The sequence below is a fragment of the Capnocytophaga sp. oral taxon 335 str. F0486 genome (assembly GCF_000277665.1).
GTDB classification, from domain to species: domain Bacteria; phylum Bacteroidota; class Bacteroidia; order Flavobacteriales; family Flavobacteriaceae; genus Capnocytophaga; species Capnocytophaga ochracea.
Genome location: NZ_AKFR01000031.1, coordinates 172769 through 198857, shown reverse-complemented (window position 1 = coordinate 198857; position 26089 = coordinate 172769). Strand labels below are relative to the sequence as shown.

Here is a 26089-nt window from a genome sequence, read left to right as displayed (position 1 = left end):
ATGGGGGTTCGTTTTCGTAGAAGTCAATCATTCGGAGCTTTCAGACTCAATTTTAGTACATCAGGAGTTGGGATGAGTGTTGGAGCTGGTGGTTTCAGATTGGGACTAAGTAGCAATGGACAGCTATATAACACTGTCAATATTCCTAATACAGGGCTTACTTATCACTCTAACCTATTAAGAGGCAGAAACACACCGCAACCGTCAAACTCCTATCAACAAGGAATAAACTTATTAGGCTTTTCTATTGATGAAAACAAGTATGGTAATAGCGATGGTTGTTTGACCTTTCTCCTTTGGTTTATAGCTATTTGTTTGATTCCTTTTGTAATAGGAGTGATAATGATTTTCTTTTTAGTCAGAAGGTCTCGTTCTCCTAAGAAGGTTGTGAAAGCTCATCTTGAAACGGCTATTTCTAATTTTTATAAGGGAGATTTTGAAAAAGCTGTTGCTACATTAGATACCGCTCTCTATAAAGTACCTTTAAGTCCCTATGAATCTGATATAGTAGATTTGAAAGGAGTTTGTTTGTATTATTTAGGGCGGTATGCAGAGTCAAGCGATTGCTTTGGTAAGGCTTTGAGCTTAAATCCAAGTTCTGAAAGGCTAAAGCTCCTTTATGTAGAAACGCTTATTCTGAAGGATGATAAGAGTGATTGTCCTAAAATTATTGAGCTATACGAAGATTTGCTTTCTCGCAAATATGATGAAAGACAAGTACTATTGACAGGGAACTGTTACTACCTTTGTGAGAACTATGATAAGGCAATTTCGTACTTTCAGAAGATACCTAAAAACAGTGATTTATTCCTAAAAGCATTGCAAGGAATAGCAAATAGTTTTATAGGTAAGAATCAAATAGATTTAGCTATAGAAACCCTTAAAAAAGCACCTTTGCGCACTTCTAATCCAGATGATGATTTGATAGACATTATGTTTCTATTAGGCAATCTCTATGAAGAAAAAGGAGAGAAGGAGCAGGCAAAACAACTCTATCAAAAAGTCTATACACATAGCATAGAGTATGAGGATGTAGCACAACGGTTACAGGAGTTAGATACTTAAAAACAAAAGGCAAGCTGAAAGGCTTGCTTTTTTGTTGAATAAGAGATGTTTAAATGTCTAATAACAAATATTTTTTCCTTTTATAAGAATTATTATTTTTTTTTGTACTATCTTTGCATTAAATTCTTATAGATTCGAAGAGCTAAGTCAATAATGAGTATCACAGAATTACATAAAGATATAGGTACTTCAAAAGATAACAAACAAAGTCCTATTCATAATTGGTATAGATTTACAGCAGGTTTTTCATATAAATTAGTAGATAAAATAATAGAGGAAGAAAATTTATCTAAAGGAGATAGTATATATGAGAGTTTTGCAGGGTGTGGAACTACTCTTGTTTCTGCTCAGAAAAAAGGGATTTCAGCCTATGGTAATGAAGGACAAGAACTTTTGTTTGATGTGATACAAGCTAAACTAAATTGGGATATTAATAAGAATTTAATAGAATCAGTATTAGCTGATATAAAACAAAATATTTTCAATAAAGGGAATCACACAAAAATATATCATAAATTATTAGAGTCCTTATACACTAAAGAAAATCTTTTTGAATTATATTTTATACGAGATTATATACAAAGCTTGGATGAGAAAACAAAGTTATTTTTAAAATTAGCATTGACTCAAACACTACATAAAGTAAGTGTACATCCAATAGCCGTACCTTATATATCCAGAAGTAAATTTTTGAAAAATGAATTGTCTGGATTACAAATGTTTGAAAAAACAGTTAGAAAAATGTTAGATGATTTAGATAGTTATCAGAATATACCTAAAACTACTAATATTTTTCATCACGATTCTCGGAAAACAAATTATAATATAGATAGCAATAGCTGCTCAATATGTATAACATCTCCTCCTTATTTAAATAACTTAGATTATGGAGAAGTCTCAAAAGTCTGTTCTCATTTTTACGGGATAACCGATAATTGGAATGATATAACAGAAAAAGTCAGAAAAAACTTAGTAACAGGAGCAACAACCCACTATAAAGAGGCTGACTTTCAACTTGAAGAATGGAAAAAGAATCAGTTTTATATAGAGAATAAAAATGTTATTGATAATCTAATGCCTGATATTCTTAAAATAAAAGAGATTAGTAAAAATAAAAAAGGTAAAAAGAGTTTTGATATTTTAGCTTTACTATATTTTGAAGATATGTATAACGTCTTGTTAGAAATGAGACGAGTTTTAAAACAAAGAAGTAAAGCATATCTTGTATTGGGAGACTCTGCTCCTTATGGCATATTTATTGATACAACTAAATTATTAGGAGAAATTGCTCTAAATAGTGGCTTCAATAAATATAATATTGTAAAAATCAGAGAAAGAGGTACAAAATGGACTTCTCTAAAAAATAGGCATAGTTTGAAACTATCAGAAAACATCTTAATACTTGAATAGAAATAGCAACATATTACAATACCCTACTGTACAACTTCCTATCTTGTCTGATGAGGAAGCAGGAAAACAATTTTCTAAATGGTCTTATGTGAATATCTATTCTTTAAAGGATTTAAAAGACATTTATTTGATAAGCCGTCTGGTTAAAGAAAAAACGGTAAAAAATATAACAGAAAAAAGGAATGAACTGATGCATAAAAATGAGGTATGGGGAGAAAGAAAAATATTAGAGTATCTCAATGCTTTAGTTAAATTTGATATATTAGATTCAGATTATAATTCATATACTTCTTTTTTTACTAATGGTCAATTAAATGAAGAATTGACTGAGGAAAATGTAAAGGTGCTAAGAAACATTTTTTTTAAATATTTCAGATTTAAAGAGCTTTCTTCTTGGTTCATAAGTCCAGACCCTTCATTTCATAAAATATTTAGCTCTTTAACTGAAGAAGATTATATTCATAATTCCAATCTTTTGTTTTATTATAGCGAAAGAAATAGGTTTACCGATACATTTTTATATGATAAATATGAAAAGAAGTTTATTATTGAAAATGATGTGTTAATGCGATTTTGGGATGTTTTCTTGAAATGGGGAACAACCTTAAAAATTTTAGAGAAGTTTAATTTATCTGCATTGGAAAATGATGTGTTTGCAGATATTTCTAACAAGAGTTTATCAGTAGCGTACTTTATTAAACCTTTTAAAGAATTTGATTTGATAAAATTTCTTCAGAAAGAATTTAATACAAAATATATTTGGATGCCTGAAGTGATTTTTAGAATAGCAAGAATATATAGATACGCTATCCCCGACATCAAGGAATTTGTTATTTCAATGATAAGAGAAAAAGATGAATTGACCTATGAAAGGACTTCTGAAATTTTCCTAATAAAAGGTAAAAATACACAAAAGGCAATAGATATGGCTACCTATCTATTTCCAAAAATGAATGATAGTTATATTTCAACTTTAATATTACGACAATGAATTTAGAAGATAGAGTAAAACGTTTAATGGAGGAAAAAGATAAAAGATATAATAAATTTCTTTTAAGCTTTAATCCTTTTCCTAAATCAGGGACTGCTAATACAAATGAATCAAGTGAATTGACAAAAGTTTTGACTCCTATTGATGTTGAAGTCGAAAAGGAAATAGATAATTATGTTTATGATTCTTTGTATTCGAGCAATGAGGAAGACCATAAATTAGTATGTACTATAACAGGTGATTATGGTACAGGGAAGACACAGCTGTTGTTATACGCTAAGTACTTAATCCAATTTTTACCAAGAAAAGCTTATGTGATATACATAAACAACCCTGAGAATAAATTATCAAAATTGATAGGTTCTATTATTGAACAAATAGGACAAGAACAATTCAAAAAGTATTTATGGGATTTTATATTAACAGAGATAAAATCTGATAAAAATGAATATAGGGAAATGTTGGAAAATTTCGTTTCTGTAAGTAGGAACAAGACTGTTTTTTCAGCTTCAGAAATAAAAAAAGGACTATTTTCTCCAGATAATGAAGTAAGTCATAAAGCTCTTTTAGATTCTTTCTTAGAAAAATTATTTACTAAAGAAGAAAGAAAGGAGTTTAATTTGTTATTGAGAGGTATTATCATAAAGATTCTTTTGCGAAGCTTTGGAGAGGATGAGGTTATAACTAACTATTTTTATGATTTAATTTCGGAAGATGTTGGTATTAGTAAAACGTGGGATGTAATAACTTCTGGAGGAGCTAATTTAGATAATAAAGTTGTAAAACTTCTCAATGCTATTATTACCATAATTCAAGCTCAAGGTTTTGAAAGATTCTACATTTTGGTAGATGAATTTGAGGATATAACTTCAGGTCGTTTAACAAAAAAAGAAATAGACAATTATTCTCATAGCCTGAGAACTTTAATAGATAAAGAAAGGCGTTGGTGTTTGCTAATAGCAATGACCACTGGAGCTCTCAGACAATTAACAGCTATTTCTCCTCCTTTAGTGGATAGACTAAAAGATAGAGAAATTCATATCAAAAGATTAACTAAAGAGCAAGCTAAACAAATTATTATAAACTACTTAAACCTTGCACGTGAGGAGGAAAATGATAAAAAAGGAACTTTTTTCCCTTTTACTGAAGGGGCAATAGATTTGATTAACGATAAATCTGAAGGATTGCAAAGATTAGTTTTGAGAAAAAGCTACTATATATTAGAGAGGGCTGTAGAAGAAACATCAATATCAATAATAGATGAGAATTTTGTAAAAAAAACTTTTGAACTCTAAATAGTTATGGAAATGAATCCTCCTATAGATGACAATTTTAGAATAAAAATAGCATTAGATACTCAAATATTAGCCTATTGGATTGATAGAACGTATCCTAATCTTTCTTTATTTATTGAGGAGCTTTCTAAAAGCCCCTTTGTTGATATTGTTTGTTCTCGCTTTGCTATATATGAATTTGTTGGCATTAGAAAAGTAGAGCACTATCTTCGTTGCTTAGTTTATAAAACTACTAAAAATGGTGCAATACCTAACTTTAGTTCGGCATTAAAATATAAAAATGAATTTGATAACCCAGAAATTCGTTACTTAGAGGTCTCTTCTGAAATTAAGGAAAAGATAGAGGAAGAATTAAAACAGATAGACAATTTACTAGATGTAGATTACCACACTCTTACTTTTCCTAATAGGTTGTGGGAACCCCATCAGGATTTGGTACTATCTACACGAATGTCAAAAGAAGATAGTCTTCTATTGATGTCAAGCATATTTAATGATGAATTTAAGGAAGAAGATTACTTGGTTTTACTAACAAATGATGGACAATTTTATCGCTCTATTCAAGATGAAAGTGGTGAAATCTTTCAAAAGCATAACCTAACTAAACCTAAAGTTTATTCTTTAAAAGAAATGAACATAGAAGGAACTACAATCAATTTAGTTAGTGATAAAAAGGAAGAAGAAATTATAAAAGATTTTACTACAAAATTTATTTTAGAACGCATAAAAGAGAAAAACCAAAAATTGTATATAGGTAAAGTGAAGCCGTGTCCTAAAACATATAAAGGGAAATTATTGTGTTTTGGTTTAGAAGCAGACACTTTAGGAAACAATCTTTATCTAAGTGTCTTATCTAAAAACTTGGAATATCTGTATAATATAAAGGTAAAAGGTGGGCTAACTAATTTTCGTTATGGTAAAGGGAATGAAATAGAAGATTATCCATACAGCCCTATTGAAAATAAAAATGACAAAGGAGAAGATATTTCACGAAATATATCAGTGGAAATAAAGGAAAATGGAGATTATTTAAGTGAAGAAGATTATTCAAAAATCTCACAAACAGGAGATTTAGTTTTTATCCACCCAGACACATTCAATTAAACAAATAAAAAAAGAGGCTATCGTTTTGGATAGCCTTTTGCATTTTATTAGCGTGTTAATTTGTCTAATATAGAAGCAAGTAAGAGTGAGTATTCCCTCAATAGTAACTATCTTTATTTCTTATTGTGAGGAATGACTAATTTTGTAAGGTAAGTCCATATTTAGATGCAAGTCTATTAACCACTACATACGAATCTTCATACTCTTCAAAAGGAGTGTTACGTGTTTCTATTTCATCAAGAAAAGCCATTAATCTTGGCGTCATTTCAATAGGCTGAGGTATGTCTTCTTCTTGAATAATGGGTACATTTAAAGACTTTATAAAATCTTTTATTGAATTTAGTTTATCTATATCAGAGGTAGCAAATGTTACAGCTGTTTCCATAGTCAAATATTTTTAAGAGTTAATATAGAAGCAAAAAAATCACTACTTAAAAAAGTAATGATTTCTAAAATTTCTTACTCTACTCTTGAAGGAAAATATCCTTTAGAGAATGTACTTTTTTTAAATTGTTGGGAAAATGTTGGGAAAAATCACGCATTAAAAAATATAAGCCCTTGATAAACAAGGGCTTATGACTTAGAGCTGTACTCGGAGCGGGACTTGAACCCGCACAGGCATTACTGCCCACTGGATTTTAAGTCCAGCGTGTCTACCGATTCCACCATCCGAGCCTTCTATGATAAACATAAAAAAAGAGCGAAAAACGGGGTTCGAACCCGCGACCTCAACCTTGGCAAGGTTGCGCTCTACCAACTGAGCTATTTTCGCTTATTTCTTTTTCAATAAATTCGCAACTGGCTTTTCCTTTATTTGCGGTTGCAAAGGTACAACAATTATTCATTCCTGCAAATTTTTTGAATACTTTTTTTATAACTTTTTTATACTACTATTATAACCTACATTCTTTCAGGAACTTGTATACCCAGCATTTTAAACGACTCTGCTATAATTTCTCCTATTTTCTTGCTCAACATTACCCTGAAATCACGCTTGCTCTCCTCTTCCTCTCCCAAAATCGATACATTTTGGTAAAACGAATTAAAGTCTTTTACCAAATCATACACATAATTGGCAATAATAGCAGGACTATAACTATCAGCAGCATCTTGTACAACCGATGGAAATAGGGTGATGCTCTTTAACAAAGCCTTCTCTTTTTCGTGTAAACCATTAACTTTCTCTATCGCTGCTTCATTCTTACCTCCCATTTCAGCATACTTGCGCATAATCGACTGGATACGAGCGTAAGTGTATTGTATAAACGGACCTGTATTCCCTTGAAAATCAATAGACTCTTTAGGGTCAAACAAAATGCGCTTCTTGGGGTCTACTTTTAATATATAGTATTTTAAGGCTCCCAAACCTATGGTGTGATACAAGGCTTCTTTCTGCGTTTCGGTATAACCGTCGAGTTTGCCCAATTCCTGTGAAATCTCTTTGGCGGTTTGCTCCATTTCAGCAATAAGGTCATCGGCATCTACTACGGTGCCCTCGCGACTTTTCATCTTGCCACTGGGCAAATCTACCATACCATAGCTCAGGTGATACAAGTGTGATGCCCAATCGTAGCCCAACTTTTTGAGGATAAGAAAAAGCACTTTGAAGTGATAATCTTGCTCGTTACCTACCGTGTAAACCATTCCTTTTACATCAGGATAGTCCTTCACACGCTGAGTAGCAGTCCCCATATCTTGCGTTATATAAACCGACGTCCCATCAGCACGAAGCACCAACTTCTCATCTAAGCCATCAGCGGTAAGGTCACACCAAACCGAACCATCTTCTTTCTTGAAGAACACACCTTGCTCCAAACCGCGTTCCACAATGTCTTTCCCTAACAAATAGGTACTGCTCTCGTAGTAATACGAATCAAAATCAACGCCTAAATTCTTATAAGTAACGGCAAAACCATCGTATACCCAGCCATTCATCTGTTTCCAAAGTTTTATTACTTCGGGGTTGCCCGCTTCCCATTGGCGAAGCATCTCTTGGGCTGCTACAAATATAGGAGCTTGTTTTTCCGCTTCTTCTTTGGTCTTCCCTTGTTCTACTAATTGCTGTATTTCAGCTTTGTACGCCTTATCAAACGCCACATAGTAGTTGCCTACTAATTTATCACCCTTCAACCCTGTATTTTCAGGAGTCTCACCATTGCCAAAACGTTGCCACGCCACCATCGATTTGCAAATGTGTATCCCCCTATCGTTGATGATTTGGGTTTTATACACCTTATGTCCCGCTGCTTTTAAGATTTCAGCTACCGAATACCCTAAGAGGTTGTTGCGGATATGCCCTAAGTGCAACGGTTTATTAGTATTAGGCGATGAGTATTCCACCAGAATAGCCTCTTTGCTATTAGGCGTTGCCAAACCAAACTGAGGATTATTCTTCACTTCTTTTAAAAAGTCGATGTAGTAACTATCAGCAATTACAAGATTTAAAAAACCTTTAATCACATTGAAGTCAGTTACCAAATCACCTACTTTCTCTTTTAAGTACCCTCCTATTTGTTCTCCTATCTGCACAGGATTACCTTTGATATGACGCAATAGCGGAAACACCACAAGAGTAACATCGCCCACAAACTCTTTTTTAGTCTGTTGCAATTCAACGCTTTCTAAGCTCACACCATACAGTTCCTGTACAGCTTGTAATATATGTTGTTTAAGAGTATCGTTTAAGTTCAACATTTGCAAATTCTTTGTTTTGAGAGGGCAAAGGTACAAATAATTTAATATATAAAAACATTTTGCTTTCAGTTTTATTCCTAGCACTCTCCTTCTTATCCTCAGCTTTTCCTCACCTTATCTCCCTCCTCCTTTTAGTCTTCTATCACTATTGACCCACTGTAGACCCACTGTAGACCCACTATAGACCCACTATAGACCCACTGTAGACCCACTATAGACCCACTGTAGACCCACTGTAGACCCACTCATTGTTCGATTATCCTATAAGCTTTGTATAATCCTCTCCCAAATTAACCATTAACCATTAACCATTAACCATTAACCATTAACCATTAATCATTCGCCATTAATCATTAACCACTCGTTTAGCTCACACCTAATCTACTAATTTACCGACCATTATCCCACAACTCAAATAAAATGTTAAAATTTTTCTAATAAAAATTTGGTAGTTACAAAAAAAGAAAGTACCTTTGGCTCGCTTTTTAAGACATTTATTGGGCAATGAACTTTCCATCCGATTTAAAATACACTAAAGAACACATATGGGTGCGCATCGAAGGTGATATAGCCACAGCAGGCATTACCGATTTTGCACAACACCAATTGGGCGACATTGTGTATGTGGAAGTAGAAACCATAGGCGATACCCTTAATGAAGATGAAGTATTTGGCAGTATCGAAGCCGTAAAAACAGTATCCGATTTATTTATGCCCCTCACGGGCGAAGTAATCGCCTTTAATGAACCGCTAAACCAAAAACCTGAGAAAGTAAATACCGACCCATATGGCAAAGGGTGGATAATACAACTGAAAATAAGCGATATTACCCAGTTAGATAATCTACTCTCAGCCGAAGCGTATAAAACCCTAATAAATGCTTAAAAAACACAAATACACTTTGTTATGGGGGATATGGACGATAGCTATTATCACTCTAAGTCTTATCTCATCTAGCGAAATGCCCAAAGCACCTCGCATTCCCTATTTAGACAAAGTCGCTCATTTCAGCTTCTATTTCGGTTACACAGCGCTGTTTATATTAGCATTTAGAAGTAAATTATGGGCAGTAATCACCGCTTTGCTTTTAGGCGCAACAATGGAAATACTACAAGGCTTACTCACCACTACTCGCTCTGCCGACTATATTGATATGCTCTTCAATACATTTGGCACAGTTGTTGCTCTACTGTTTATGAGAAAGTATGAAAAGCTTTTCAGATAAAAAGTATATTTAATAACCTTTTAAAAGAAAATCATTATGCAACCTAAAAAAAATCCGAAAGCCGATTTGGCAAAAAGTAGCGGATTGTTCTTTGCCATAGGATTCGCTCTTGTATCAGCCCTTACCTTATGGGGGTTCGAAGCAAAAGTGTATGACAAAAGCGTTCAAGACAACCGTACGTCAGATGTGGATAAGGCTCTTGACGAAAATCAAGAGAACTTCACAATGGAGACTCCTCCTGAAACTCCACCACCTCCACCACCTCCAGCTCCTACAGCGGTAGAAGAAGTAAAAGTAGTGGAAAACGATACTAAAATCGAAGAACAAGTAATCGGTACTACTGAAACTACTAAAAATGAGCAAATAGCTAAAGTAGAAGAAATTAAACAAACTGTAGTAGAAGAAGCTCCTGATGTAGATGTGCCTTTTACTATTATCGAAGATAAACCTATGTTCGAAGCTTGTAAAAACGTTCCTAAAGATCAACAAATGAAATGTTTTCAAGAAAACTTGAACAAACACGTAGTAAAGAACTTTAGTTATCCACAAGCTGCTGCCGAAATGGGTATTCAAGGAAAAGTATTTGTAAACTTCCGCATCAATACCGATGGTACTATTACCGTTTTAGGAGTGCGTGGTCCCGATAAAGTTTTGGAAGAAGATGCTAAGAAACTTATTATGAAACTTCCTAGACTTATCCCTGGTAAACAACGCGGTAAACCTACACCGGTTACCTTTGCTTACCCTATCAACTACAAATTACAAAATAACTAAAAAACAAAAGCCAATAGTACTTTACTATTGGCTTTTTTATTTAACGTCAGTTCGATAATATAATACTGATTTACAGCTTTTATACTGTAATCTGTGCGAGACTTTCAGGCTACTTGTTGCCTATTTGTTTGATTTGTATAGATTTGTATAGATTTCTGTAGCGTAAGCTACACTTTTCTTACGTCGAACTCACATCATTTAATAATTCTACATTATTGTTAAGCAAAAATGATTTGCAAATATTTGTAGAGTCAAAGTCCTCAAGAACTGAATATGCGAGATAATTTACGCTTCTTAAGTAATCAGTCTTAATCTTAACTTTTAACTAATCGCTCCACAACACTTCTATCATTCGCCAATCGCTGTATTTTGTTCTGTCCGCCGAGCTTTCCTTGCGACTTCATATAAGAGGCAAAACCGTCTTCGGGGACTTCGGTTATTTTGAGCGGTTGGAGTACTTTCCCTTGTATGAGGTCGTAGTAGTACATATTCTGTTTTTGTAACGCCTCATCTATCACTTGGGCAAAGCGTTTCATATCAGTAGGTTTTTGCTCAAATTCTACAAACCACTCGTGATAAGGCAATTCACCCCCTACCGGATTTACCTGAGGAGCGACCGTAAATTCTGTGATACGCGCTCCTGTAGCCTCTAACCCCTCGCGCATTGCCTCTTCCACTTCTTTACCAATCACGTGTTCGCCAAAAGCTGAAATAAAATGCTTAATGCGCCCCGTAACTACTATGCGGTAAGGCGCAAGCGAAGTAAACTGCACCGTGTCGCCTATATTGTAGCCCCAAAGTCCGGCATTGGTAGAAATAATGAGTGCATAGTTTACCCCCAATTGTACGTCCTGCAAAGCCACTCGTTTTGGGGCATCGCTGAAGAAAGTATCGGCTTCTACGAACTCGTAGAAAATACCCGAATTAAGCAGTAAGAGCATTCCTTTCTCTGTTTGACTATCTTGATAGGCAAAGAATCCCTCGCTGGCGGGATAGAGTTCTATGCTATCCACTTTGCGCCCGATGAGGTGCTCAAATTGTTGGCGATAAGGCTCGTAGTTCACCCCTCCATAAATAAACAGATTAAAGTTAGGAAACAGTTTTCCTATCTTGATACCTGAGCGCGTGTACAACCGTTCGAAGTACATCAGCACCCACGAAGGTATCCCACTAATCAAAGTCATATTTTTAGAGAAAGTTTCGGTAACAATTGCTTCTACTTTGGTTTCCCAATCTTCTATACAATTAGTTTTGTACGAAGGCATACGATTGCGCTGCAAATAAGCAGGTACATAGTGTGCTACTATGCCCGAAAGTCGCCCTGTTTTAATGCCGTGTTTTTCGCCTAAAATAGGACTCCCTTGCAAGAAAATCATCTTTCCTTCTACAAAATCGGCTTTTTTAGTCTCGTGTATATAACATAAAATCGCATCACGTGCTGCCTGAATATGGAAGGGCATCGAGGCTTTGGTAATAGGGATATACTTCGCCCCGCTGGTAGTCCCTGAAGTCTTAGCAAAATAGAGCGGTTTGCCTTTCCATAACACATCTTTTTCGCCTTCCACTACCCTATCGATATAAGGGCGCAGGGCTTCATAATCGCGTATAGGTACGCGGGCAACAAAATCTTCATACGTTTTGATTTCCTCAAAATGATGGTCACGCCCAAAAGCCGTATTTTTAGCTTGTGTTATTAGCGACTGGAATACTTTTTGTTGTGTGTCTATTGGAGCTTTAGCCCAGCGGTCTATCTTTTTTTTAACGATAGAGGCAAATATTTTGGATATATATGATTTAATCATAATGAAGTCTGTTTGACTCCGCAAAGATACTACTTTTTTTAATTTGCAATACGATAAGTATTAATTTTATAACAAAGCCATTCCTCTCTCGGCATCGTTTTACGCTATTGAGAAGAATGGCAAAAAAAGATTCTTGGATATCCACACACTTCGTGAGCTTTTTTAAACTTCTAATTTTAAAATTCTACCCCATTATACCCATCATCATCTTTAGTTGTGATGAGGGGAGTGGATTTGAATGCTTGTGTAGGGGTTGCCATTGGCAAGGCTTCTAAGGCTAGGTTTTCATTCAATTTTGAAGAAATTTCTTGATACCCTCCTATGGGTTGTAAATAGCCTCCACTGTCATATTCCTCTAAGTTAGCAAACCTTCCCAAATGTCCTTCAAACTTCAATCGGATACTATCCAAACCTCCATTGCGGTGTTTAGCCACAATAAATTCAGCTTGTCCAGCGGTAGGTGTTCCTGATTCGTCGTCCCATTCTGTAATTTTATAGTATTCAGGACGGTAGATAAACGATACAATATCGGCATCTTGTTCAATCGCTCCTGATTCGCGTAAGTCGGATAACTGTGGACGCTTTTGCTGTCCAGGACGTGATTCCACATTACGCGAAAGCTGTGAAAGCGCTATTACGGGTATGTTCAACTCCTTAGCGAGAGCTTTTAAGTTACGAGAAATTGTAGAAATCTCTTGCTCGCGGTTACCCACTCCTTTGCTACCTCCTGCCGTCATCAACTGTAAGTAATCAATGATAATTAGCTGAATGCTGTGCTGTGTAGAGAGTCGGCGCGCTTTAGCTCGAAGGTCAAAAATTGATATAGAAGGCGTATCATCTATAAAAAGTGGAGCCTTTTCTAGGTCTTTCACCTTGGCATTTAACACATCCCATTCGCCATCACTAAGTTTTCCAGTACGCAATTTCTCTGACGACAGACCTGTTTCCGAGGAAATCAAACGCGTAATAAGCTGTACCGACGACATTTCCAACGAGAAAAACGCTACTGGTATCCCCTGCCCTACTGCTATATTTCTCGCCATAGAAAGCGTGAGGGCTGTTTTCCCCATACCTGGGCGCGCTGCCACAATAATAAGGTCACTCGCTTGCCAACCTGAGGTGAGTTGGTCGAGTTTAGTAAAGCCCGAAGGAACTCCACTAAAACCGTCTTTTTTATTAGATAGGTCTTGTATTTTCTTGCGTGCTTTTATCACCAAATCTCCTGCTGCTTCACTAGAACGTTTTAGGTTACCTTGTGTTACTTCATAGAGTTTCTGCTCAGCACTGTCCAACGAATCAAACACATCACGAGTATCGTCGTAGGCGTCTTCTATAATTTCCGAAGAAATTTCAATGAGCTTGCGCTTGATGAACTTCTGTAAAATAATACGTGCGTGAAATTCCACGTTAGCAGATGATGATACTCGTTGGGTGAGATTAATAAGGTAAAACTCTCCTCCCACCGCCTCCAAATTGCCATTTTTGCGAAGTTGTTCTGCCACCGTAAGCAGGTCGATAGCTTCCGATTCGTTGAAAAGTTCAAAGATGGCTTGATAGATAAGTTGATGTTGTTTTTTATAAAAAACTTCTGGGTTGAGTATGTCTATCACATCATCAACGCCTTTCTTGTCAATGAGCATAGCTCCCAAGATAGCTTCTTCAAGATTGAGGTCTTGTGGAGGAAGCTTCCCTCGCTCTAAACTCACTTGTGTTCGCGAGAATGGTTGTATTGCAGGAACAATTTCTGGTACGGATATATTTTCTGTTTCGTTCATACGGCAAAGATACGAAATAGTTTAATTTCGGGAAGATGATTTTACCCACAAACACTGTTAATAGTCTGTTGATAACTTCTAAAAAGTTTTCTTTACTCTTCTATTTAGCAACCGTTTACTATCTTCATTTTATAAAAAAGGCGCTTAAATAGCACCTTTATAAGTTGTTGATATTATCATTTTCTTACTTCTCACTGAACACTCCCATCGCGAGGTACTTGTTCATTCGTTTTTCAACCAATTTATCGGTGGGAAGCTTCTTCAAATCCTTATAAGTGTCCAATATCACTTTGCGAACAGTAGCAAACATCATTTCGCGATCGCGATGTGCCCCCCCGAGTGGTTCTTTAATAATCTCATCTATCAGTTTTAACTTCTTCATATCAGGAGCGGTAAGCTTTAGTGCTTCAGCAGCTTCTTTTTTGTACTCCCAGCTACGCCATAATATAGAGGAACAAGACTCTGGCGATATTACCGAATACCAAGTATTTTCAAGCATATACACTTTATCTCCTACACCGATACCTAGCGCTCCTCCCGAAGCTCCTTCGCCTATGATAAACACTATTACAGGCACTTTCAAACGTGACATCTCCAATATATTGCGAGCAATAGCTTCTCCTTGTCCGCGTTCTTCAGCTTCAATACCAGGGAAAGCTCCTGGCGTGTCTACAAAACTCACTATAGGAATGTTAAACTTTTCAGCTTGTTTCATCAATCGCAAGGCTTTGCGATACCCTTCGGGGTTTGCCATACCAAAATTGCGATATTGTCGCATCTTAGTATTTACTCCTTTTTGCTGACCAATAAACAAAAAACTCTGGTCATCTATCTTTCCAAAACCTCCTATCATCGCCTTATCGTCTTTCACTGTACGGTCGCCGTGAAGTTCCAAAAAAGTGTTTCCTGCAAGTGAGTTGATATAGTCAAGAGTATAAGGTCTCTCTAAGTGACGAGAAATTTGCACTCGTTGCCACGCCGTAAGATTACCATAAACTTCCTTCTTTACTTGGTTGAGTTTCTTTTCTATCTTCTTGCAAGCATCAGTCATATCCACATCACTTTCATTACCGATGACCTGACACTTTTCCATCTGTTCTTCAAGCTCTTTAATAGGTTGTTCAAAATCTAAATATTCCATAAACTAAGCGTTATTTGATTTTTTAGAATGCAAAGATATAAAATAATTTTGAATTACGAACTAATATTTTTTGTTTATAAACTTAACTCCCTTTTTTTGTCCGGCAATTCTTCCAAGCAATTAAATGATTATCAACGTTTGTTCAATATAACTCCAACCCATTTGCTAATTTTATCTCCCGTCTCTTCTATCCCATCCATCTTACCTCGTCCCTCTCGTCCTCATTTGCCAATTTCCAAATCTGCTAATTCTCTAATTTCCCAATCCGCCTATCCACTTTCCGTCATAACCCTATTGCCTATGCCCTAAGACCCCACACCTCCCCATTTTACTAATTTTCTAATTTGCTAATTCTCTAATTTTTCTTCCCTTTTTCCGTCACCACATTCCCCCTCTCCTTGGGAGAGGGACGGGGTGAGGATTCCTCTTTCTTTCGTCTCGAAACCCCGTTTTTAACATTTTTAGCACTGTTGTATTATATTATTAACCAACTAGTTACACACCCTTTCTATACCAATCGTCCAAGATTCGTATAAGCTTCCTATAAGCTCTCTATAGGCTACCCCCACCCTTCTCACAGCCTTTTTACACCAATTTTTCTCTCAACCCTCTTCCGATTTCCTTCATTTTCTTCCGATACCTCCTTAGTATCTCTGTTTCCTCTCCAACCCTTCCCGAAAACTCAGAGTTTTCGGAGTTTTTTCGACAATTCTCAAATGTCTGACTCGTCCGGTCTGTCCTACAAGTTCGACCTGCCAAATAACTATTTTCATCTCTTTCATTTACTAATTTGCTAATTTCTAAATTTACTAATCTACCAATTTTTGTTTAATTTCTAAGGCATAACCTCACCTCTTTAAATCGAAGTTACGTTGTCTTAAAAAATATTTTCCTTTTTTCTTTCCTATTAAAAAAAACTTCCGTACTTTTACCGAAATTTTTTAAACCAATACATTTTCGTTGCATAACGTAAGTATCATATATAAAGTTACTAAAAATATAAAATTTAAAATTATGACAAAATTTAGAACAGAATCCGACCTTATCGGCGACTTGCAAGTGCCCGCCGATGCTTACTATGGCGTACAAACACAACGCGCCATCGAAAACTTCCGCATTACAGGAACTAAAATGGGTGATTACCCTGAGTTTGTAAAAGCTATTGGTTATGTAAAACTCGCCGCAGCTCAAACAAACCACGCTTTGGGATTACTCCCCGACGAACTGCTCAAACCTATTTCTGAGGCTTGCAAAGAAGTAATCGAAGGGAAGTTTAACCATCAGTTCCTCGTAGATATGATTCAAGGAGGGGCTGGTACTTCGGTGAATATGAACGCTAATGAAGTAATAGCCAATCGCGCCTTGGAAATTATGGGGTATCCTCGCGGTGATTACCAACACTGCTCTCCTAACGACCACGTGAATCAATCACAATCTACAAACGACGCTTACCCTACTACTGTAAAGTTAGCTGTTATCAAGATGAATGAAACGCTCATCAAGCGCCTATCATTGCTCATTGAGGCTTTTCGTAAGAAAGGTAAAGAGTTCGCCGATGTAATAAAAATGGGGCGTACCCAGTTGCAAGATGCCGTACCTATGACGCTTGGTCAAGAATTCGAAGCTTTTGCAGCCAACCTCGAAGAAGAAATCGCCCGCTTGCAAAGCAACGCCAAGCTCTTCTTGGAAATCAATATGGGAGGTACCGCCATTGGTACAGGACTCAACGCTCCTAAGGGATATGCGAAACTATGTGCCGAAAACTTAGCTAAACTCACAGGCGAAGCCTTCGTTACTGCTTCTAACTTGGTAGAAGCTACTCCTGATACCGGTTCATATGTAATTTATTCCTCTGCGTTAAAACGTATGGCTGTAAAACTCTCTAAGATTTGTAACGACTTGCGTTTGCTCTCTTCAGGACCTCGTGCAGGACTCAACGAAATCAACCTACCTAAAATGCAACCTGGTTCGTCTATTATGCCCGGCAAAGTAAACCCTGTTATCCCCGAAGTAGTGAACCAAGTGTGCTTCAAAGTGATTGGTAATGACCTTACCGTTACCTTCGCCGCTGAGGCAGGTCAGTTGCAACTCAACGTAATGGAACCCGTGCTCTGCCAGTGCATTATCGAGTCTATCGTATTCTTAGAACGCGCTATCGACACCTTGCGCACCAAGTGTATCGAAGGTATTACCGCCAATCGCGAAGTATGCCTCAATATGGTAAAACACAGTATCGGTATCGTTACAGCGCTCAACCCACATATAGGGTATAAGAACAGCACCAAGATAGCCAAAGAAGCCCTTGAAACAGGTAAGTCAGTGTACAATTTAGTATTAGAACACGGCTTGCTTTCTAAGGATAAGCTCGATGAGATTTTAGACCCCAAAAATATGTTGGGCGTTTAATAATTTATAAATTTAGAGATTTCAATATTCAACAAGAAAAGGCGTAACCTTTTTTAATATCAACTTCCAGTTACGCCTTTTCTTCAAAAAACCAACAAAAATGTTAAGAGATAATACTACCCGTGCTAAGAATGCCATAATAATGTTGTGGATATCCTTTGCTTTTTTATTCATATTTCTGATTTCAGATATTTTTGAACTATATGTTATTAGAGAGTTCCTTGTAGGTGAAATAGACGACGAATTGTTTGCAAGAGCTGAACTGAGTGATGTTTTCTCAGGTATAGTAGGTATTTTGTGGCTTGTGATATTCATTATAATGAGTATTCTTTTTTTGATGTGGTTCAGGCGCGCTTATTACAACTTGCACCAACTGAAAAATAACCTCTCATATACCGATGGTTGGGCAGTAGGGAGTTGGTTCATTCCTTTTGCTAACTGGGTACTCCCATATCGCATAATGAAAGAAATATACGATAGTACTCGCAATCTTTTCATACAAAGGGGAGACATACAACCCAAACTACCTACTAATTTTGTAACCATTTGGTGGACGTTTTCAATTATTTCTTCTGTAGTAAATTACTTTGTTTTTAGAGCCTCTATGCTTGATGACCCTACTATCGAGATGTCATATACAACCTCAATTATAAATGTGATTGGTACCCTTTTGTTAATCATTTCCCTTTTTTTATGCATCAAAGTCGTAAAAGATTACGCCAAGGTAGAGCCCTTATTATCCAATCTTCAAAAAGACGAAACTAATACTAATAATTTATGAAACACTATTTTAGAACAGTAAGTACCCTACTAAGTTTACTACTCTCTCCTTATTTATTAGCCCAACACAAACCTTTGGGAGGTTTTGCTTATGGCACTCTCTCAGCCCCTACGGGTAAAGAATGGGAGTCAGTAGAGGAACTCTCGCTTAACAAAGAGTACCCTCGTGCTTATTTCTTCTCGTTTAAAGACGAAAAGACGGCTACCCAAGTATTGCCTGAACATTCTCCCTATTGGAAATCTCTCAATGGACAATGGCTATTTCACTGGTGCAAAACCCCCGAAGAGCGTCCCAAAGATTTCTATAAACCCGATTTCGACGCTTCTGCTTGGGAGACGATTCCTGTGCCTTCTAACTGGAATATTCAAGGTATCCAAAAAAACGGTACGCTCAAATATGGAGTGCCTATCTATGTAAACCAACCCGTGATTTTCTATCACGAGCGCAAGGTAGACGATTGGCGTAAAGGGGTTATGCGCACTCCTCCTAAAACGTGGACAACCTATGAGTACCGCAATGAGGTAGGTTCTTATATCCGCGATTTTGAAGTACCTACCAATTGGGACGGTCGTGAAATCTTCATCGATTTCGATGGAGTAGACTCTTTCTTCTACCTTTGGATTAATGGGCAGTATGTAGGCTTTTCTAAAAACTCACGCAATGTAGCTTCTTTTGATATTACCAAATATCTACACAAAGGCAAGAATAAAGTAGCCGTAGAAGTATACCGCAATTCCGATGGTTCTTTTCTCGAATCACAAGATATGTTCCGCCTACCTGGTATATTCAGAACAGTAGCCTTGCGCAGTACTCCTAAGGTGCAAATCTTTAACCTCAACATTCTTACAGATACCCAAAACCTCACCGATTGGCAGTTAAAAGTCAATGCCGAAGTGCGCAACCTCAGCCCAAAAGCAGTAAAAGATTATCAAGTGCGCTATAACGTATACGAAGTCTCATTGTATAAAGACGACGTTACCTCCACTGCTACCAAAGGAAGCATTCCTCTAAAAACAGTAGCCCCTAACGCTATCGATAAAGTGAGTGGCACAATAGCCGTAAAGAATCCTAAACTATGGTCGGCTGAGGAGCCTCATCGTTATGTGCTCGTAGCTCAACTTTTGGATAAAAAAGGTAAGGTGGTAGAAACAGTATCGTCTTACTTTGGTTTTGGAAAAGTAGAAATCAAAGATACTAAGGCTGAAGACGATGCTTTCGGAAAGGCAGGAAGGTATTATTATCTTAATAGTAAAACTATCAAATTTAAAGGCGTAAACCGCCACGAAAGTCACCCTGCACAAGGGCACGTACTCACACATCAACAAATGGAAGAAGAGGTGATGATGATGAAGCGAGCCAATATCAACCACGTGCGCAACTCTCACTATCCACCCGACCCTTATTGGTTTTACCTCTGCGATAAGTATGGTATTTATTTAGAAAACGAAGCTAATATAGAGTCTCACGAGTATTACTACGGCAAAGAATCACTTTCTCACCCTAAAGAATGGGAAAAGGCTCACACAGCCCGCGTAACCGAAATGGTAGAGGCTACCTATAATTCGCCTGCCATTGTGATATGGTCACTTGGTAATGAAGCAGGTCCTGGTCAGAACTTTGTAACGGCTTATAATCACCTCAAAACACTCGATACTTCTCGCCCTGTACAATACGAGCGCAATAACGACATCGTAGATATGGGCTCTAATCAATACCCTTCCGTAGCGTGGGTACAGGGTGCTGCTACAGGTAAGTACGACATCAAATATCCGTTTCACATCTCCGAATACGCGCATTCTATGGGTAATGCGGTAGGAAATCTCGCCGACTATTGGGAGGCTATCGAAAGCTCCAACTTTATCTGCGGAGGTGCTATCTGGGATTGGGTAGACCAAGCGATGTACAACTATACCAAAGACGGCATTCGCTACCAAGCCTATGGAGGTGATTTTGGCGATTTCCCTAACGATGGTCAGTTTGTGATGAACGGTATTATCTTTGCCGATAGAACAGTAAAACCACAGTACTACGAAGTGCAGAAAGTGTATCAGAATATAGGCGTGAAAAAACTCAATAGTTTTACTTTTGAAATCTTCAATAAAGGCTATTTTACCGATCTTTCAAACTATGAGGGTATATGGAAACTCTATAAGAACGGTGTGCTTGTAGAAGAGCGTCCTTTTGAAGTGCCTTCTGTGATGCCACAGCAAAAATCAAGTGTGACCATTACCCCTGTAACCTTAGATAGCAATGAAGAATATTACAGTATTGTAGAATTTCGCCTTAAAGCAGATACTCCTTGGGCTAAAAAAGGATTTGTGCAAGCTCGCGAACAATTCTTAATGCAACCTGCTACCCAAAAACCTTCTCTTTCCTCTGTAGCCAAAGGAGAAAAACTCACTCTTAGCAAAGACAAAAAGACCATTACCGGAAAAGACTTTTCAGTAACTTTTGATTTCGATAAAGGTACGATAGGCACACTCCGCTATGGTGAGCATACTATTATTGCCAACAGCGACCTAAGTCTCAACGCTTTCCGCGCCTTCACCAATAACGACAACTGGATATACGAACAATGGTTTGAAAAAGGATTGCATAACCTGCATCATAAAGCCATTGCTTCCTCAATGAAACCTAATAAAGAAGGTGGTTATACATTCTATTTCACGGTGGAATCACAAGCGCCTAATGCAGCTAAAATAATAGGGGGTGCCAGCTCAGGAAGGAATAAGATAGAGGAACTTACCCACCAGAAGTTTGGTGCAAACGACTTTAAGTTCACTACCAACCAAATTTTCACCGTCTATCCCGACGGCTCTATCGAACTACAAGCTAGCGTGGTGTCTAACGATGCCTCTTTGGTATTGCCACAATTGGGCTATTTACTCAAACTGCCTAAGCAATACGAGAACTTCACCTATTATGGTCGCGGTAAACAAGATAATTATTCCGACCGCAAATCGGGGGCTTTTGTAGGTCTCTACAGCGGTAAAGTAGCCGATGAATTTGTGCCTTTCCCTAAACCACAAGATATGGGGCAACACCAAGAAACCCGCTGGGCAGCTCTTACCAATGCTCAGGGTGCCGGCGCAGTATTTGTAGGGGCTGAACCGCTATCGGTAGCAACTTTGCCTTATAAAGCTATCGATATGACTCTGGCAGGACACCCCTACCAATTACCAGAATCTGACGGCGTGTATTTGCAACTGAACATAGGCAACACAGGTTTGGGCGGACATAGTTGCGGTCCTCGTCCGTTGTTGCGTGACCGTTTGTTAGCAACCCCTCATAATTTCGGTTTCATCATTCGTCCAGCCAAAGAAGATTTGCAAACCATAACCAATGTAAGTGCAAGCGGTGAGCAACCTCTTTCTATCACTCGTAACAAGGTAGGGAAAGTATCTATCAGTACAGCCAATGCCCTTGCAACTATCTATTACAGCATCAATAATAGCAAAGCACAGAAATACACCCTTCCTTTCTATTTGCCTAACGGAGGTACTGTAAAAGCGTGGTTTGCAGGTGATGAAACTCAAAAGTACACCCTTACTTTCGGTAAAGCCGAAAGCACGGCAATGGAAGTAATTTTCGCCAGCAGTGAAGAAGCAGGCGTAGGTGACGCCAAACATTTAGTAGATGGCGACCCCAATACCATTTGGCACTCCGCCTATTCAGTTACTGTAGCCAAACACCCACATTGGGTAGATTTCGATATGGGCAAGGTTGTTAATGTAAAAGGCTTTAGCTTTACCCAGCGCACTGATAGCTGGAGCGGAAAGGTAAAAGATTTCCAAATACAACTGAGCAACGACGGTAAGAACTGGGGCGACCCCGTGAAAGTAGGAGCTTTTAAAGATGTGAGTAGCGCCCAACAAGTGTTGCTCGACAAAGTTGTAAAAGCACGCTATGTGCGTTTCACCGCTCTAAGTGATTTCTATGGTGAAGATTTCGCCACAGGTGCCGAGTTTATGGTGATATTAGAATAGAAATTTAATTTGTTGTCATTGTAAGTTAAATTAAATTTAATTGAGGGGAGGCTGGCTCTTAAAGAGCCAGCCTCTTCTGTTATTCGTTATTCACCATTCGTCAATTCTTCCTTTTTCTTTCGCCTCGAAACCCTGTTTTTGTCTTCTTTTGCGTTGTTGTATTATAGTATGAATCAACTACTTATACACCCTTTCTATACCAATCTTCCAAGATTCGTATAAGCTTCCTATAAGCTCTCTATAAGCTAACCCCACCCTCCTTATAGCCTTTTTTCATCAAAAACCCTCTCTCTCCTCTTCCGAACTCCTCCGTTTCCTTCCGCTCTCTCTAACCTATTCGATTTGTCCGACAAGTCTCACCTATCAATAAACAATTTTTATCACTACTCATTTACTAATTTTCTAATTCTCTCATTTTCTCATTTCTGATATTATTATTAATTTCTTATTTTTCCTTATATATTTTACATCGTAATAAAAAATAATTAAAAAGTTGCAAAAATATTTGTTTTATATTCCTTTTATTAATATATTTGCACCATTAAATAACCAATAGAAAGTTTTGGAAGTATGAAAAGAAAAATCTTCTTATTACTCATAGCTCTATGGAGTACTACCTCTCTGCTATGGGCACAAAACAAACAAATTTCCGGTACTGTTACCGATGAGAAAGGTACTCCTCTTCCCGGAGTGAGTGTGCAAATCAAATCAACTACCCGTGGGGTAGCTACTGATTTTGATGGTAAATATAGCATTGAAGCCTCTCCAGGCAACGTGCTATTGTTCAGTTCTATGGGCTATGCCTCCCAAGAAAAAACCGTTGGCAAGGGGGGGGCTAATAGCTTGATTATCAATGTAAAACTAAAAGAAGACACCCAAGAATTAGGTGAAGTAGTAGTAGTGGGCTATGGTACCCAAAAGAAAGAAAACCTTACGGGAGCTGTAGCAGCAGTTTCGGCTGAAACACTTACCAAACGCCCAGTAGCTAATACCGCTACAATGCTGCAAGGGCAAGTACCTGGGTTACGCATTGTGCAAGGTTCAGGGCAACCTGGTGCCGAGTCGGCTTCAATACGTGTGCGTGGACAAGGTACTTATAGCTCCGCTGGCTCCGACCCCTTGGTACTTATCGATGGAGTTCCTGGTTCTTTGGCAAACATCAATCCTAATGACATCGAAAACATTTCAGTGCTCAAAGATGCAGCTTCAGCTTCTATCTACGGGGCAAGAGCTGCTAATGGGGTAATTTTAGTCACTACTAAATTAGGCAATGACGGGCATTTCAAAATCTCTTATCAAAACAACTTTGCTATTCATACCCCTACACGTATGCTCAAATTGGTTACCAATTCAGCTGAATATATGCGCTTGTTCAACGAAGCTAAAACCAATTCGGGTATTACTGATGGGCATTACACTCCCGAAATGATAGCTGCCTATGAGAATGCTACCGATCGCATTCAATATCCAAACTTCGATTGGATAGACTATATGTTCAACCCTGCTTTTGTGCAAAACCACAATCTTACGCTCAGTGGGGGTGCTAAAGGAACTCTCTACAATATTGCTCTAGGTTATGTAGACCAGCCAGGGGTGCTACGAGGCTTTAAGTATGACCGACTTAACTTCCGTAGCAATATAAAATCCGAAATTAAACCGTGGGCTACTGTAGGTGTAAACGTAGCTTTGGATAGAGGTAAAACTGAACGTCCTCGCCAAGGTCACGTAGATACTTTCCTTTCTACTATAGCACAGGCTCCTACTTATAGACCTTTTACTCCTGATGGCAAATATGTTTCTAAGGCTTACGACTTCGAACAAGCCAACAAGAATATGCCTGCCATTATCGATAGTGGAGCACTTCGCAACACTACCGAATACAACTTATCGGGTCAGTTGTGGGACGATATTACTTTGACAAAAGGCTTGAATTGGTATTCCAAATTAGCCGTTACCTATTCCGATGAATCCTATAAAGACTGGCGCCCTGTGGTACCTGTTTACAATTATCACACAGGGGCTGTAACAGGCGACCTCGATGTAGGAGGTAAAGGTTTAATTTCTAACAACGCTAAAAACTTTTATACCAACTTCTTTACCTATCTAAAATACACTAAAACTTTTGCAGAAAAACATACCATAGGCTTACAAGCAGGGTATAGCCAAGAGTACAATAATTATCAGACCTTACAAGGTCATAGACGTGACTATATAGCTAATAACTTACACGAACTTGATGCGGGTACTACCGCCATTCAAACCAATAATGGTAATACGATAGAATGGGCTTTACAATCTTTTTTCGGAAGATTTAATTACAATTATAAAGAACGTTATTTGCTTGAAGCTAATGTACGCTATGATGGTACTTCACGTATTGCTAAAGCTAACCGTTGGGGTTGGTTCCCTTCTTTCTCAGCAGGCTGGCGCATTTCTGAAGAAAGCTCTATCAAAGACACTCCTGCTATGCAATGGCTTACCAATTTAAAAATACGCGGTTCTTACGGTCTATTGGGCAACCAAAATATAGGCAACTACCCTTATCAATCATTGCTCAACTACACAGGAGCTTATCCGTTTGATAACTCTACCCTTTCTCCAGGAGTAGCACAAACAAGTTATGCAAATAACGATATCAAATGGGAGTCTACTTCCGTTACCGATATAGGAGTTGATATCACTCTATTTAAGCGTATTTCTATTGTGTATGACTGGTATAAAAAGCACACTTTTGATATACTCCGTAGCGCACAAGTAACAGGAGCATTAGGATTAAATGCTCCTACTATTAATAGTGGCGAAATGGATAATTATGGACACGAACTGTCAGTGCAATATAATCATTCTATCAATAAAGGTCGTTTAGAAGGGTTGAGCTATGGAGCTGGTTTCTATGTTGATATTTCACGTAACAAGTTAGTAAATTTTGGAGCGCGTGAAATTGACGGTTATAACCTTCGCGAAGATGGTTTGCCTTATAACTCCTTCTATATGCTCGAGATGATAGGCATTTTCCAAAACCAAGCCGAAATTGATAACTCTCCCAAGCAATTCAACGACCCCGTACGTCCTGGTGATTTTAAATACCGCGATGTAAATGGCGATGGCAAAATTGATAACGATGACCGTACTGTAGTAGATGGTCGTTTCCCTAAATACGAATATTCATTCAATGCACATTTAGAGTATAAAGGTATCGATTTCTCTATCCTCTTTCAAGGGGTAGAAGGTCGCAAAATCTATACTACGGGGTGGGGCTTAGACCCATTTCGTCAAGGTACAGCTCCTACTTTAGACTATGTGAACAACCGTTGGCGTGGCGAAGGTACTTCTAACAGCTATCCACGTATGTACTTTAATCAAGTAGGCGACGAACATAACCGCCGCTTTAACACTTGGTATTTGCAAGATGCCTCTTACTTACGCTTGAAAAATATCACCGTTGGGTTCTCTTTCCCCGAAGATATCATTTCTAAAGTAGGTCTAACCAAACTCAGAGTGTATTTCGCAGGTGATAATCTATGGACTCTTACTGACTATAAAGGATTAGACCCCGAACGTGCTGGCGACGGACTCTTTGTCCAATACCCACAAAATAAAATCATTTCAATGGGGTTAAATGTAGAATTTTAATTTTGAA

Annotated in this window: 17 protein-coding genes and 2 tRNA genes; 12 read left to right on the top strand and 7 right to left on the bottom strand. The window is 37.8% G+C overall.

Annotated elements, in window-relative coordinates:
* The 5 genes from HMPREF1320_RS06980 (at position 1) to HMPREF1320_RS06960 (ending at position 5865) form a co-directional block, all read left to right on the top strand.
* On the top strand, positions 1 to 1065 hold the full coding sequence (locus tag HMPREF1320_RS06980; RefSeq protein ID WP_083835375.1) for a DUF4236 domain-containing protein: 1065 nt from the start codon (positions 1 to 3) through the stop codon (positions 1063 to 1065).
* A gap of 153 nt (positions 1066 to 1218) precedes the next feature.
* Positions 1219 to 2475 carry a methyltransferase gene (locus HMPREF1320_RS06975; protein WP_009417949.1) on the top strand — a complete coding sequence of 419 codons (1257 nt, stop codon included), beginning with the start codon at positions 1219 to 1221 and terminating at the stop codon, positions 2473 to 2475.
* Entirely contained in the window at positions 2468 to 3466 is a 999-nt protein-coding gene (locus tag HMPREF1320_RS06970) for a hypothetical protein (protein WP_009417904.1), read from the top strand. Before HMPREF1320_RS06975 ends, HMPREF1320_RS06970 begins: the two co-directional genes overlap by 8 nt.
* On the top strand, positions 3463 to 4761 hold the full coding sequence (locus tag HMPREF1320_RS06965) for a hypothetical protein (protein WP_009418090.1): 1299 nt from the start codon (positions 3463 to 3465) through the stop codon (positions 4759 to 4761). Before HMPREF1320_RS06970 ends, HMPREF1320_RS06965 begins: the two co-directional genes overlap by 4 nt.
* Before the next feature lie 12 nt (positions 4762 to 4773).
* Complete coding sequence (locus HMPREF1320_RS06960) at positions 4774 to 5865, top strand: hypothetical protein (protein ID WP_232207536.1); 1092 nt, start codon at positions 4774 to 4776, stop codon at positions 5863 to 5865.
* A gap of 136 nt (positions 5866 to 6001) precedes the next feature.
* On the opposite strand, the gene HMPREF1320_RS06955 is transcribed toward HMPREF1320_RS06960, so the two are convergent.
* The 4 genes from HMPREF1320_RS06955 to argS form a co-directional block, all read right to left on the bottom strand.
* The gene (locus HMPREF1320_RS06955; RefSeq protein WP_009417967.1) at positions 6002 to 6250 is read right to left on the bottom strand and encodes a hypothetical protein; all 249 of its coding nucleotides are present in this window, start codon (positions 6248 to 6250) and stop codon (positions 6002 to 6004) included.
* A gap of 204 nt (positions 6251 to 6454) precedes the next feature.
* Positions 6455 to 6540 (bottom strand) — tRNA-Leu (locus tag HMPREF1320_RS06950).
* A 24-nt stretch (positions 6541 to 6564) separates the two neighbouring features.
* A tRNA-Gly gene (locus HMPREF1320_RS06945) sits at positions 6565 to 6637 on the bottom strand.
* A gap of 128 nt (positions 6638 to 6765) precedes the next feature.
* Positions 6766 to 8559, bottom strand: a complete 1794-nt coding sequence (gene argS, locus HMPREF1320_RS06940) for an arginine--tRNA ligase (RefSeq protein WP_034554328.1) — start codon at positions 8557 to 8559, stop codon at positions 6766 to 6768.
* Between the two features lie 504 nt (positions 8560 to 9063).
* On the opposite strand from argS, the gene gcvH reads away from it, so the two are divergent.
* The 3 genes from gcvH to HMPREF1320_RS06925 are packed head-to-tail and all read left to right on the top strand — an operon-like array spanning position 9064 to position 10558.
* Entirely contained in the window at positions 9064 to 9444 is a 381-nt protein-coding gene (gcvH, locus tag HMPREF1320_RS06935) for a glycine cleavage system protein GcvH (protein ID WP_009418006.1), read from the top strand.
* Positions 9437 to 9784 carry a VanZ family protein gene (locus HMPREF1320_RS06930; RefSeq protein ID WP_002673060.1) on the top strand — a complete coding sequence of 116 codons (348 nt, stop codon included), beginning with the start codon at positions 9437 to 9439 and terminating at the stop codon, positions 9782 to 9784. The genes gcvH and HMPREF1320_RS06930 overlap by 8 nt, the downstream gene beginning before the upstream one ends.
* A 36-nt stretch (positions 9785 to 9820) precedes the next feature.
* Positions 9821 to 10558: an energy transducer TonB gene (locus HMPREF1320_RS06925; protein WP_009418111.1), complete on the top strand. Its 738-nt coding sequence runs from the start codon at positions 9821 to 9823 to the stop codon at positions 10556 to 10558.
* Between the two features lie 314 nt (positions 10559 to 10872).
* Here HMPREF1320_RS06925 and HMPREF1320_RS06920 read toward each other — a convergent pair whose 3' ends face one another.
* The 3 genes from HMPREF1320_RS06920 to HMPREF1320_RS06910 form a co-directional block, all read right to left on the bottom strand.
* Entirely contained in the window at positions 10873 to 12360 is a 1488-nt protein-coding gene (locus HMPREF1320_RS06920) for a GH3 auxin-responsive promoter family protein (protein WP_009418048.1), read from the bottom strand.
* A gap of 176 nt (positions 12361 to 12536) precedes the next feature.
* Positions 12537 to 14135: a replicative DNA helicase gene (gene dnaB, locus HMPREF1320_RS06915; protein ID WP_009417990.1), complete on the bottom strand. Its 1599-nt coding sequence runs from the start codon at positions 14133 to 14135 to the stop codon at positions 12537 to 12539.
* A gap of 184 nt (positions 14136 to 14319) precedes the next feature.
* A complete protein-coding gene (locus HMPREF1320_RS06910; protein WP_002673067.1) occupies positions 14320 to 15276 on the bottom strand; it encodes an acetyl-CoA carboxylase carboxyltransferase subunit alpha in 957 nt (318 codons plus the stop codon).
* A 1014-nt stretch (positions 15277 to 16290) separates the two neighbouring features.
* Between HMPREF1320_RS06910 and aspA the strand changes: the two genes are divergently transcribed.
* The 4 genes from aspA (at position 16291) to HMPREF1320_RS06890 (ending at position 26082) form a co-directional block, all read left to right on the top strand.
* Positions 16291 to 17682: an aspartate ammonia-lyase gene (gene aspA, locus HMPREF1320_RS06905; RefSeq protein ID WP_009410654.1), complete on the top strand. Its 1392-nt coding sequence runs from the start codon at positions 16291 to 16293 to the stop codon at positions 17680 to 17682.
* Positions 17683 to 17782: 100 nt separating this feature from the next.
* The gene (locus HMPREF1320_RS06900; RefSeq protein ID WP_009418122.1) at positions 17783 to 18463 is read left to right on the top strand and encodes a DUF4328 domain-containing protein; all 681 of its coding nucleotides are present in this window, start codon (positions 17783 to 17785) and stop codon (positions 18461 to 18463) included.
* Positions 18460 to 22449: a glycoside hydrolase family 2 TIM barrel-domain containing protein gene (locus tag HMPREF1320_RS06895; protein WP_009417950.1), complete on the top strand. Its 3990-nt coding sequence runs from the start codon at positions 18460 to 18462 to the stop codon at positions 22447 to 22449. The genes HMPREF1320_RS06900 and HMPREF1320_RS06895 overlap by 4 nt, the downstream gene beginning before the upstream one ends.
* Before the next feature lie 570 nt (positions 22450 to 23019).
* On the top strand, positions 23020 to 26082 hold the full coding sequence (locus tag HMPREF1320_RS06890) for a SusC/RagA family TonB-linked outer membrane protein (protein WP_009418033.1): 3063 nt from the start codon (positions 23020 to 23022) through the stop codon (positions 26080 to 26082).
* Positions 26083 to 26089 lie beyond the last annotated feature (7 nt).